The organism is Pseudobacillus sp. FSL P4-0506, from assembly GCF_038003025.1.
Lineage (GTDB): Bacteria > Bacillota > Bacilli > Bacillales > Domibacillaceae > Pseudobacillus.
In genome coordinates this window covers 724,729-736,819 of sequence record NZ_JBBOOI010000001.1, presented here as the reverse complement: position 1 = coordinate 736,819, position 12,091 = coordinate 724,729, and the positions used below count along the sequence as shown (strand labels likewise).

At 42.7% G+C, this 12,091-nt stretch carries 9 protein-coding genes; 4 read left to right on the top strand and 5 right to left on the bottom strand.

From position 1 onward, the window contains the following. The 4 genes from MKZ02_RS03660 to MKZ02_RS03645 all read left to right on the top strand — a co-directional run bounded on the left by MKZ02_RS03660 (nucleotide 1) and on the right by MKZ02_RS03645 (nucleotide 5,305). Nucleotides 1-1,341 (top strand): sodium-dependent transporter, encoded by a 1,341-nt coding sequence (locus tag MKZ02_RS03660; protein ID WP_340851911.1) that lies wholly within the window; start codon nucleotides 1-3, stop codon nucleotides 1,339-1,341. Nucleotides 1,342-1,509: 168 nt separating this feature from the next. Continuing rightward, nucleotides 1,510-2,892 carry an NADP-specific glutamate dehydrogenase gene (gdhA, locus tag MKZ02_RS03655; protein ID WP_182917040.1) on the top strand — a complete coding sequence of 461 codons (1,383 nt, stop codon included), beginning with the start codon at nucleotides 1,510-1,512 and terminating at the stop codon, nucleotides 2,890-2,892. 145 nt (nucleotides 2,893-3,037) lie between these two features. Further along, on the top strand, nucleotides 3,038-4,300 hold the full coding sequence (locus MKZ02_RS03650; RefSeq protein ID WP_340851909.1) for a dicarboxylate/amino acid:cation symporter: 1,263 nt from the start codon (nucleotides 3,038-3,040) through the stop codon (nucleotides 4,298-4,300). A 99-nt stretch (nucleotides 4,301-4,399) separates the two neighbouring features. Next, nucleotides 4,400-5,305, top strand: a complete 906-nt coding sequence (locus MKZ02_RS03645; protein ID WP_340851908.1) for an AEC family transporter — start codon at nucleotides 4,400-4,402, stop codon at nucleotides 5,303-5,305. Nucleotides 5,306-5,397: 92 nt separating this feature from the next. Here MKZ02_RS03645 and MKZ02_RS03640 read toward each other — a convergent pair whose 3' ends face one another. The 5 genes from MKZ02_RS03640 to MKZ02_RS03620 form a co-directional block, all read right to left on the bottom strand. Beyond that, the gene (locus tag MKZ02_RS03640) at nucleotides 5,398-7,026 is read right to left on the bottom strand and encodes an amidohydrolase (protein ID WP_340851906.1); all 1,629 of its coding nucleotides are present in this window, start codon (nucleotides 7,024-7,026) and stop codon (nucleotides 5,398-5,400) included. 27 nt (nucleotides 7,027-7,053) lie between these two features. Beyond that, a complete protein-coding gene (locus MKZ02_RS03635) occupies nucleotides 7,054-8,388 on the bottom strand; it encodes an APC family permease (protein ID WP_340851905.1) in 1,335 nt (444 codons plus the stop codon). Between the two features lie 203 nt (nucleotides 8,389-8,591). Further along, a complete protein-coding gene (locus MKZ02_RS03630; RefSeq protein WP_340851904.1) occupies nucleotides 8,592-9,446 on the bottom strand; it encodes a carbon-nitrogen hydrolase in 855 nt (284 codons plus the stop codon). 216 nt (nucleotides 9,447-9,662) lie between these two features. Then, a complete protein-coding gene (locus MKZ02_RS03625; RefSeq protein WP_340856315.1) occupies nucleotides 9,663-11,015 on the bottom strand; it encodes an APC family permease in 1,353 nt (450 codons plus the stop codon). Nucleotides 11,016-11,084: 69 nt separating this feature from the next. Beyond that, a complete protein-coding gene (locus MKZ02_RS03620) occupies nucleotides 11,085-11,870 on the bottom strand; it encodes a carbon-nitrogen hydrolase family protein (RefSeq protein WP_340851903.1) in 786 nt (261 codons plus the stop codon). Nucleotides 11,871-12,091: the final 221 nt, after the last annotated feature.

Sequence of the window (12,091 nt, the reverse complement as noted above, 5' to 3'; positions counted from 1 at the left end):
ATGGAAAAAAAAGAACAATGGTCTTCTCGTCTCGGCTTTATTTTATCCTCCGCCGGTGCGGCGATAGGCCTTGGAGCCATCTGGAAGTTCCCTTATGTGACCGGTCAAAGCGGCGGCGGAGCTTTCCTGTTATTGTTTATTGTATTTACCTTATTAATCGGGTTACCGATGTTGATTTCTGAATTTATCATTGGACGCGGTTCTGGCCGAGAGGCTGTCAGTGCTTATAAGAAACTGGCCCCAAATAGCTTTTGGACCATTATTGGCAAATTAGGTGTAGTCGGCTGTTTTCTCCTTCTTTCGTTTTATAGCGTAGTAGGCGGCTGGGTGCTCATCTATACCGTGATGGCGCTTGGCGGGCAAGTCATTAAAAGCGGAGCAGATTATAGCAACCTCTTCGGACACGTTACCGGTTCTCCATCCATTACCATCGCCGGTCTTGCTGTCTTTCTTGTTATTAATGTTGTCGTGGTTGCTTCCGGTGTGCAAAACGGAATCGAAAAAGCAAACAAGTATATGATGCCGCTCTTATTTTTGTTTTTTGTTGTGCTCGTCATCCGGGCATTAACTCTTGACGGAGCAATGGAAGGTATCCGCTTTTTCTTGCAGCCTGACTTTTCAAAAATAACGTCAGAAGCTGTGCTTTATGCCCTCGGGCAATCGTTCTTTTCTCTTGCTGTTGGGTTTTCATGCATGGTCACGTACAGCTCCTATTTAAATAAAAGCGTCAGCCTTCCGACTTCAGCCGGTTCAGTTGCCATAATGAACATTTTTGTCTCTGTCCTTGCCGGCCTGGCGATCTTCCCGGTCGTTTTCGCTTTTGGCTTTGAACCGGCAGAAGGGCCGGGACTGCTGTTTATCGTTCTCCCTTCCGTGTTCTCGCACATGCCATTTGGCAGCTTGTTTTTATTTATTTTCTTAACACTGTTTTTATTCGCTACCTTAACCTCTTCCTTCAGTCTGTTGGAAATTATCGTAGCTGCTTTTCTTAAAAACGGTGCTTCCAGAAGAAAAATAGCGGCTATTGCAGGCACAATCGTCTTTTTTGCAGGCATTCCGGCAGCACTTTCCTTCAGTCTGCTGGCAGATGTTCAACTTTTCGGCAAAACCGTTTTTGATACGACAGATTACCTTGTGAGCAACATTCTTCTACCGCTTGGCAATTTATTAATCGCCTTGTTTATTGCTTGGCGAATGAACCGTGAACTTGTAAAAGAAGAATTTATGCTTAGCCGCCGGTTGAGCCCTGGGATCTACTCTACTTGGTACTTATTAATGAGATGGTTCGTGCCGTTGACTATTATTATTGTGTTTATTAATACGCTTGGTTTTCTAGGTTAATGGTTCGTGCCTTTGAGCCTTCCCCATGTGGAAGGCTCTCTTTTTAATCTCATTTCGGCATTGATTACATATCTTAATGGCATTGACGATATTATTTAGCGTGCCGTAAGATATAGATATATCGTTTAATTATTCATAAAATTCTTTATACAGGTGGGAGAGATGGAAATGAATATAACAAAAGAGATACCTAATTCTGGTATGAAAATAGCAAAATCCTATGTAGATAGCGTATATCAAACAGTTCAAGAGCGAAACGCCGGAGAAAAAGAATTTCACCAAGCTGTAAAGGAAATTTTCGACTCACTCATCCCTGTATTTGCCAAATACCCTCAATATATGCATAACAGCATCCTCGAAAGAATTGTTGAGCCTGAACGCATGATCACCTTCCGTGTTCCTTGGGTGGATGATCAAGGAAAAGTTCAAGTGAATCGCGGATTTCGCGTTCAATATAACAGTGCCCTCGGTCCCTATAAAGGCGGCCTTCGTTTTCACCCTTCTGTCAATGCAAGCATTATTAAATTCCTAGGTTTTGAACAAATTTTTAAAAATTCATTAACAGGCCAGCCTATTGGCGGCGGCAAAGGCGGATCTGACTTTGACCCGAAAGATAAATCGGATGGCGAAGTCATGCGCTTTACTCAGAGCTTCATGACTGAGCTTTCTCGCCATATCGGTCCGGATACAGATGTACCGGCAGGTGATATCGGTGTGGGGGCCCGGGAAATCGGCTTTATGTTCGGACAATATAAGCGGCTGCAGAATGCTTACCACGCAGGCGTTCTTACTGGAAAGGGCGTCAGCTATGGAGGAAGCCTGGCCAGAACGGAAGCAACAGGATACGGGACCGTCTACTTCGTGGAAGAAATGCTCAAAGACAATGGCCTGAGCTTTAACGGCAGTACAGTTGTCGTCTCCGGCTCAGGAAATGTCTCTATCTATGCGATCGAGAAGGCAACCCAACTCGGTGCAAAAGTCGTTGCCTGCAGTGACTCCAACGGTTATATTTACGACAAAAATGGAATTAATCTTGATACCGTCAAACGTTTAAAAGAACAGGAAAGAAAACGAATCAGTGAATATACAGACGAACACCCGGAAGCTGTATATGTAGAAGGCTGTTCAAACATTTGGAATATTGCTTGCGATATCGCTCTCCCATGTGCCACACAAAATGAAATCGACGAAGAAGCAGCCCAAACACTCGTTGAAAACGGGGTAAAAGCCGTCGGTGAAGGAGCGAACATGCCATCTACACTAGAAGCGATCGATGTCTTCTTGGAAGCGAAAGTTCTCTTTGCTCCTGCCAAAGCGGCTAATGCAGGTGGTGTCGCGGTATCAGCTTTAGAAATGGCCCAAAATAGCTCGCGTATGCCGTGGACATTCGAGGATGTAGATCAGAAGCTTCATACGATTATGAAAAACATTTATTCTAGCAGTGTCGAGGCTGCTGCTGAATTCGGCTATGAAGGAAACCTGGTGATCGGTGCCAACATCGCTGGATTTATGAAAGTTGCCAATGCTATGCTCGATCAAGGTGTTGTATAAGAGAAAGAGTGACCCCAAAGAGCCAGGCATCTCCTGTCCGACGGAGATATCTGGCTCTTTGCTTTGAGGGAAACCCTTTTCACAGCTTCTCAAACGTAATATGATAAGGAAGTTGTATATTCTCTAAGAAAGGCTGGAAAATTCGTTGAAACGTTTTCTGAAAAGCTATCGATTTACTTTTTTATTGCTCACAGCTATTCTTCTTGGCGGAGTTGCCGGTGTTCTGTTCGGCCCAAAAGCAGCATTAGTCAAACCGCTAGGAGATTTGTTTTTAAACCTGATGTTCATGATCATTATCCCGCTCGTCTTTTTTAGCATCTCTTCAGCTATTGCCAGCATGGACGGAATGAAGCGGCTGGGAAAAATCATGGCCAGCATTGTGATTGTCTTCCTGTTCACAGCGGCTACTGCAGCTGTGATCGGCTTGGCGGGCGCTTTTTTATTTAATCCACTTGAGGGAACAGACCTGACGGCGATTAAAAATATTATGGCTGAGTTTGATCCTGCAGAAGCAGAAACAGACAATGTGTCATTTGCTGCTCAGCTAGTAAATACATTTACTGTTAATGATTTTTCCTTGCTTTTGTCGAAAAGCAACATGCTGCAACTGATTTTCTTTTCCATTTTGTTCGGGCTGGCTACTGCTATGACAAAAGAAAAGGGAAAACCAGTAGCTGACTTTCTGGCATCTGGCACAGCTGTTATGATGAAAGTCGTTTCTATTATTATGTATTATGCGCCTATTGGGCTTGGTTGTTATTTCGCCGCTGTTATTGGCGAACTCGGACCACAAATTCTTAGTGGCTATGCCCGGACATTTGCTCTTTACCTTGGCCTGACAGCCCTTTACTACTTTGTTTTCTTTACACTGTATGCCTTTATTGCGGGTGGAAAAAATGGGGTAAAAATCTTCTGGAAACATGCTGCAGCCCCTTCTATTACAGCCATTGCGACCTGTTCAAGCGCGGCAAGCATTCCTGTGAACTTAACTGCCGCTAAAAAAATGGGGGTGCCAAAAGATATTGCAGAAACGGTTATTCCGCTTGGCGCTAATACGCATAAAGACGGATCTGTTTTTGGTGGTGTGTTAAAGGTCGTCTTTTTGTTTGCTCTTTTTAACAAGGATATGACAAGTCTGACGAGCATCTTAGCTATTCTCGGTGTTTCATTTCTCGTTGGTGCGGTTATGGGAGCGATTCCCGGCGGCGGCATGATTGGAGAAATGCTAATTCTAAGTGTATTCGGATTTCCACCGGAGGCACTGCCAATTATCGCTGTGATCAGTACGATTATTGATGCGCCTGCTACTCTATTAAACTCCACCGGGAATACGGTCTGCGCCATGCTTGTCACTCGTCTAGTGGAGGGGAAAAATTGGCTGCAACGCCAGCTGGCCATAGGCCCTTAACAACGGGAGTGCCTCGCTTTGCGGCACTCTCTCTTTATTATTCTCTGTTTCTTTTATAGCCCAGGAGAAAAACATATTGTCCAAATGGAGGTGACACATGTGAAATTGCTGATGATTGTATTGCCAGCCTTCATGATCTTCTTTGCCGGCTTTCTCGGCCAAAAAATAATCGGGTTTGACATCCGATCCATTTCCAAAGCCGCTCTTTATATTATGTCCCCTTTTCTTGCCTTCCGGACTTTCTATACGAACGAGCTGACGATGGAGTATTTCTATATTATCTTATTTTGCCTTTTGCTTTGTCTTGCCCTTGTTTTGATGACTGGGCTTACAGGTTACTGGATGAAAGCATCAAAACCACAGTTTTCCGCAATGATACTCGGCGGCGCTTTCATGAACAGTGGAAATTACGGCGCTCCTGTCATACTCTTCGCCTTCGGAGCAGCTGGCTTTGACTATGCTGTTATTATGATGGTCTTTCAGTCGCTTCTCATGAATACAGTCGGGCTCTTTTTTGCGTCGCTCGGCGGCAAGGATGAGTCTTCTCTCATCCAATCTCTTAAAAGCGTAGTACGCATGCCAGTCATCCATGGGGCATTGGCCGGTGTTACTCTACAAATTTTATCTATACATATTCCAAAAGCGTTCATGGAAGCGATCAGTCTCGTGGCCGATGCTTCCATCCCAACAGTTATGCTCGTCCTCGGTATGCAGCTGGCCGTTATTGCCCGTAAGCGTGTCGCCTATCGCTATGTCTCTGCGGTTACCTTTATTCGAATGTTTGCATCACCAGTGCTCGCAGTTGCTATCCTTGCTTTCATACCTGTCAATGAACTGCTAAAAAATGTGCTCATCTTACAGGCAGCAATGCCTGCTGCAGCCAATACGACGATGTTTGCCATTCAATTCGGAACGGAGCCCGACCTCGTATCTTTCACCACACTGGTCACTACTTTACTAAGCATTGGAACGATTCCTGTGGTGCTTTTTTATCTAGGAGCTTAAATGATGAAAGACAGCCCCAAACGAATTACATTCGGGGCTGTCCTTTTTATTAATACCCGCCGCAAACTTTAAAAGCAGGCACTCGTTTTTGTTTATTTTAAAGCAGCAGTAGGGGTTTTTTCCCAAACCACTTCGCCATCCATTACTGTAACTTCCACTTCTGTTTGCAGAATTTCTTCCGCTGACACTTCAAATAAGTTGCGATCCAATACAACTAAGTCAGCAAGTTTTCCTTCTTCAATCGTACCTAATTCATCTTCCCGGAAGACACTATAGGCAGAACCCGCAGTATAAGCCTTCAAAGCCTCGGCAAGCGTGACTCGCTCCTGCTCGTTCCAAGTATCATCCAACGTGAAATCCTTCCTTGTCACTGCATGGTAAATTTCAATCATCGGTTCAAGCGGAACAATTGGATAATCACTGCTATAAGATACAACGGCTCCAGATCTTAATAGAGTGGCATTCGGGTAAATATACGTTTGCTTCTCTTCACCGACACGTGTTGTATGGCTTTCCCTTGGCATCAAAGCCATATGATACGGCTGAATAGACGGCATGACACCCAGCTCTTTAAAGCGCGGAATGTCCTCTGGCGCAATGACCTCGATATGCTCAAGCGCATGGCGAGCATCCCGTTTCCCATTCACTTGTTGGGCTGTTTCATATAAGTCCAATCCCAACCGGACAGCTCCATCACCAATGGTGTGGAAACGAATTTGGAATCCTTCCTTGTCTGCCTCTACTACCCACTTTTCCAGTTGCTCTTTTGTATAGGCGATTTCTCCTCTGGTTTCTGGTTTGTCAACATATGGATCAAGCATATAAGCTGTATAACCGGTCACTACCCCGTCAATAAATTGCTTCAGCCCCGCAGTCCGAAGCTTATCTGAAGAGTAATCTTCCCTGAATTTCTTTGCTTGTTCTATTTGGCCATTCAATGGCGGATAAAGATGGAAGCGGCATGTTAATTGTCCGTTATCTTCAAACTCCTTAAACACAGAATAAGCTTCTAGCTTTTCATGGGCACGGCTCGCATACAGGTCATTGACAGATGTTACACCAAGCTTTGCTGCATGCTGCAAAAACTGGCTCACCATATCGTGCAGCTGCTCCTTCAGAAAATCATAAGCAAAGTCCGCAGCCAAAGCGATGGCAGTTTCAATTAAAATGCCTGTTGGTTCTCCTTGATCACCTTTGTAAATAACTCCATATTCCGGATTAGGTGTCTCACTTGTAATATTGGCAATTTCAAGCGCCTTTGAGTTTACCCAGCCATAATGTCCTTCCGCATGTAATAGCATAACAGGACGGTCTGGCAGTTCCTGATCCAGGATATAACGGTCGGGGAACTCTTTCTTGTCCCATGCCGTATGATCCCAACCTGTGCCGATCACCCACTGTCCATCTGGTTTCCCTTCAGCATATTCTCTTACTTTAACCGCTGCCTCTTCAGCTGATTTGACATCTGTTAAAGACACACAATAATGGCTGAAGAGACTGCCGAGCATAATATGCAAGTGAGCATCGTGGAATCCAGGCATTACAAGCTTATTGCCGGCATCTATTACTTTCGTCTCCTCACTTTTCAGCGCTTCGATCTTTTCTGGCGTGTCGACACCCATAATCTTGTTGTCTTTAACAGCAATGGCTAGGGCCTCCGGTTCGTCCTTTAATCCTGTAAAAACTGCCTTGCTTTTTATAATTACATCCGCTTTCAACATTTTTCATTCTCCTTTGCTATTTATATACTAAGCTGATAAATCCATTACAGGCGGTTTTTGTCTAAACCCTTTTGTTAAAACCACCATATAGATAAGACCAAGAGCAAACCAAATGCTCCCTAGTACCTTTGAATGGATATCTAAATTAATAAGAAGCCATAAATCAAGCAAGGCTCCAACTGCTGGAATAATTAAATAAAGCAGCGTTCCTTTTAGAGAACGTTCCTTTTTCCGAACAAAGTAATACGTGATAACGGCGATATTTACACTTGTAAATGCAAGAAAAGCGCCAAAGTTAATGAATGAAGCAACGAGTGATAAGCTTAAGAACAATGCAAGCAAGGAAATAGCGCTAATTAATAGGATGTTGTTCACAGGGGTGTTATATTTTTGATGCAAGGTTCCAAAGAACTTATTAGGGAGCTGTCCATCACGACCCATAGCATAAAGCACACGCGAAGCACTTGCCTGAGAAGACATCGCAGAACCAAATGCCGTAACGGCATAGACAGCTAGAAAAGCAGAAGCGAGGGCTTTGCCACCGACAAACTTAATGATTTCATGAGCTGCAGAGTCCGGATCAACAAATGAGTTATAATTTGGCCAAACATTTTGGGCAAAGTATGAAACGGTAATAAAGATAGCTCCTCCTACTAGCGTGATAATGAAAACTGCCCGTGGGATATTTTTTTGCGGATTCACAGTTTCCTCTGCAAACGCTGTAGCTGAATCAAAGCCAAGGAAAGAAAAACATAGAAGGGCAGCACCCGAAATAATAAATGAAAGCGGCTCTTCCGAATTATAAAACGGTTTCAAAGAAAAGAGAGTGCCAGTGCCCGCCCCTCCTGCAATTTCTTTAATGGATAGCCCAATAAAAAGAAGGATAAATGCAATGGAGAAAATCGTGATAAAAGCATTGGCCTTTGTTGCCAGCTTCACACCTCTCACATTAATAACGGTCACTAATAACAACATGCTAAGTATCCAAACATAGTTTGGCACAGAGGGAAAAGCAGCAGAAAAGAAGATGCCAAATAACAGATAATTAACCATAGGAATGAAAAGATAATCCATTAAAATAGCCCAGCCAACAAGAAAGCCCACATACGGATTTATCGCCTTTTGTGTATAGGCATAAGCAGAGCCGGCAGACGGGATAGATTTAGACATCTGTCCATAACTGTATGCAGTAAACAGCATGACAATCAAGGCCAATAAATAGGCTCCTGGCACCATTCCGTGCGATAATTGGGCCGCAATTCCATACGTGCTGAAAACTGTGGCAAGTGCCATAAACGAAAAACCAAAGAGAACAACGTGGATAAGCCCTAGCGACCTGTTCATTTCTTTTGTCTGTGACATAACAAACCCCCTTAACCCTTTTTATAACTATTGCAAATATTGTGCCAATTAAAAATAATAAAAAAACGAGCCGGTCTATCCTTTTTCGACACACTTTTTATTCGAATATGCATATTTTATGCCGATATGAATAAAAAAACCTGATTGCTTAGTCCAAAAAAGCCGTTCACTTATAGTGAACGGCTTTTTAGAGTCTATATTTGCTATTCTATTACACGCTTAAGCAATTCTCCGTAGCTATCCGGGCGTCGGTCTCTATGAAACTGCAATACATTGCGGGCGTGGGTAATCTCTGCAAGATCAATTTCAGCCATAATGATCTCATCTTCTTTTGTTTCAGCTTCCTTAATAATAGTTCCCCATGGATTGCTAATAAAGCTCCGTCCATAAAATGTCATATGGCCTTCATTGCTGTCCTCGCGACCGACACGGTTTACCGCAGCAATAAACATATTATTATGGATCCCGTGAGCACGGATCGCATCTACCCATGTTTGCGATGTATCTAAATCGGGATTGTCAGGTTCTGAACCAATGGCTGAAGGATAAAATACTACATCTGCTCCTTTTAAAGCCAAGATACGGGATGGTTCCGGGAACCATTCATCCCAACAAATTAACACGCCAATCGTTCCATACTTCGTTTTGAAGACTGGATAGCCGGTGTCTCCTTCAGTAAAGTAATATTTTTCAATATACTGAGGGCCTTCAGGAATATGATGCTTGCGGTACTTTCCTAAATATTCTCCATCCTCGTATACAACTACCGTATTAAAATATAAACCATCGCGCACATATTCATACAGTGAAACGATAATGACTACGCCAAGCTCCTGCGACAACCTTTGCATCCGGTCACAAGTCGGTCCTGGAATTGGTTCAGCCCACTCATATTTATTAACATCAATCGTCTGCGGAAAGTATTGACCGCCAAAAAGCTCCTCTGTACAAATAATTTGCGCTCCTCTATTTGCCGCTTCCCGTATTAACCCTTCAGCTGTTTCTACATTTTTTTCGCGGTCTTCTACACACCTATGCTGGATTAATGCAATGTTCATTTTTCCTCTTCCCATTAGTCTCTCCCTTTCTATGTATGGTACCTATCTAATGTTTAAAGACCAGTAGAAGATTGTTTGCTCTCTACGATCATTTAACTGATAAATGCAAATATTATGCCAATAAAAAAGTAAGTCTGGAAAACAAACAAAAAAGGCCTACGGATATCTTCCATTAGCCCTTTTCGTTCTTCCCTATATCTTTATCACTCTTTTTTTCTATGAGGCTGCATCTACGTCATCGATCGCCATTTCTGGAGGGGCCTCACGAAAAAGCTTCGTTAAAAACAGTAAGTAGATAAATCCAATCAAGGCCCATGCACCTCCAAGGATCAATGCATGTTTGTCCAAATTGATAAGCAGCCAAGCATCAAACACGGCCCCAATTAATGGGAGGACCAAATAGGAAAAGGCATGTTTCCCCGATCGCAGTCCTTTCTTAAAATAGTAATGACCAATAACGGATAGGTTCACAAAAATAAATGTAACAAAGGCACCAAAGTTAATAAATGAAGTGGAGGTGGCTATGTCCATTTTTAATGCCAGCAAAGCAATGATTGCTATTGTAAGCAGATTAAGAACAGGTGTGCTGAAGCGTGGATGAATAAAGCCAAATATTTTCTTCGGCAACACGTTGTCGCGTCCCATCGCGAATAACAGGCGGGCCGCACTCGCTTGAGCAGATAAACCAGAAGCAAATTGTGCGGTAATCATTCCCGCAAGAAAAATAGCACTAAACAAGTTGCCCCCAACCAAAGCAGCAATCTCAAATCCGGCTGAATCAATATTTTGGAATTTAGTAAAATCCGGATAGACAAGATAAATAAAGTAAGAAGTAATAACGAAGATGCCTCCGCCAATCAAAGCGACAAGAAAGATCGCTCGCGGAATGGTTTTCTTAGGGTCGATGGTTTCTTCCGATAAAGTAGTCACCGCGTCAAATCCAAGAAATGAATAACAAGCGACAGAGGCACCCGCCAAGACTAGAGAAAAAGACATGTCACCATGAATAAAGGCACTTGCGGAAAAAAGCGTTTCCATTCCCTCTCCACTCATTAAACTTACTGTGGAAAAAATGATAAATAAAAGAATAACGAGAAATTGAAACACCATCATGAGAAAATTCACTCGGGAAGTTGTCCGAATACCAATGAGATTGATAAGAGTAGTTATTACTATAAATGATAAGACCCATATCCACACGGGCACAGTTGGAAAAGCAGCTTGCAAGTATACGCTTCCAATTAACCATATCACCATGGGAAGAAATAAATAATCGAGTAAAACTGCCCATCCTACAAGAAAACCTAAATTCGGATGAATCGATTTACGCGTATATGTGTAGGCGGAGCCGGATACAGGGTAGGCCTTCACCATCTTTCCATAACTATATGCCGTAAATAGCATGGCTATTAATGCGACAAGATAGGCTGTTGGTACCAACCCACTTGTTGCTTCAGCCAGCACGCCATAAATGCCAAATGAAATCATCGGTGTCATATAAGCTAATCCAAATAAAACAAGCGGTGCTAATGTCAGTGTTCTTTTTAAAGAGTTTCTACCATTTTCCATCAATTTCACCCTTTCCCCTCATCCTTTTCTTTGCCTCCCCGCTTTGTGTAGAGAGGCAAAGTAGACTGATTAAATCAAATGAGTTAAACGTTTTTTAACAAGCGAATGCAAATTAATCGTATAAGCCAGCTTAGGATCCCGCTCTTCATCCATTTGAATATCAATGGTGCGGATTCCCTCTTCTGAGTCAAGCTTGAACAATATTTCCCCTTCGTTATTGACAGCCATGCTATGGCCAAAAAAGTCAAGCTCTCCTTCTTTTCCTATTCGGTTGCAAATAACAACTGGCACCTCGTTCTCCATCGCTCTGCTTTGCATATACACATGCTGATGCTTTTCATAAGGGACCATATTAGCAGTGTTCACTAAAATAATGTCCGCCCCATTTAAGCGAAGAAGCCTGGATACCTCGGGAAATTCCAGATCGTAGCAAATCATCGCCCCTACTTTTCCGAATTTCGTTTGGAATACGGGCCATCCTTCGCCACGTGTAAAGTAATTTGTTTCTGCATGAAATAAATGGGTCTTGCGATAAATACCAACAATTAGTCCATTTTCGTCAATTAATGCGCTTGAGATATAATAACGCCCCTCTTCTTCTTCAGGAAAGGATATAAGGGCATGAATCTGCAGACTTTTGCAATATAGCGCAATGGTTTTTAATGAGTCTCCTTCTCTTGTTTCCGCCATAAGCGGTAACCTTTCGCCTATGGAATAGCCGGTAAGCGCTAACTCTGGAAAAACAACAATTTCTGCTGCCTGCCGCTTTGCTTCCTTTAAAAAATGAATGATTTTTTTAATATTCTCTTGTTTATCTCCAAGAACTGGAGAGAACTGTGCTACTGCAACCTTCATGACTGATACTCCCTTCTAGTTCTAATGACGGTGGTTCTCCTTATTGCAAGTTCTGTACCAAAATAAAAAGGCCGATTTATTAGTATTTTCTGATATAATTATTGATAAATTAATGATTTTTTTCATTGTTTTTTTATTTCCAACCGCATATTCCATCGTTTAAAACTTGGATTTAATCAAAATAATGATTTTTTTCCTCATAATGATAAAAATCATCAGCA

Bases quoted from the DNA above. Each gene is read 5' to 3' on its own strand.
- MKZ02_RS03660 (WP_340851911.1), top strand. From the start codon at position 1: ATGGAAAAAAAAGAACAATGGTCTTCTCGTCTCGGCTTTATTTTATCC.
- MKZ02_RS03640 (WP_340851906.1), bottom strand. From the start codon at position 7,026: ATGTTGAAAGCGGATGTAATTATAAAAAGCAAGGCAGTTTTTACAGGA.
- MKZ02_RS03630 (WP_340851904.1), bottom strand. From the start codon at position 9,446: ATGAACATTGCATTAATCCAGCATAGGTGTGTAGAAGACCGCGAAAAA.
- gdhA (WP_182917040.1), top strand. From the start codon at position 1,510: ATGAATATAACAAAAGAGATACCTAATTCTGGTATGAAAATAGCAAAA.
- MKZ02_RS03620 (WP_340851903.1), bottom strand. From the start codon at position 11,870: ATGAAGGTTGCAGTAGCACAGTTCTCTCCAGTTCTTGGAGATAAACAA.
- MKZ02_RS03625 (WP_340856315.1), bottom strand. From the start codon at position 11,015: ATGGAAAATGGTAGAAACTCTTTAAAAAGAACACTGACATTAGCACCG.
- MKZ02_RS03635 (WP_340851905.1), bottom strand. From the start codon at position 8,388: ATGTCACAGACAAAAGAAATGAACAGGTCGCTAGGGCTTATCCACGTT.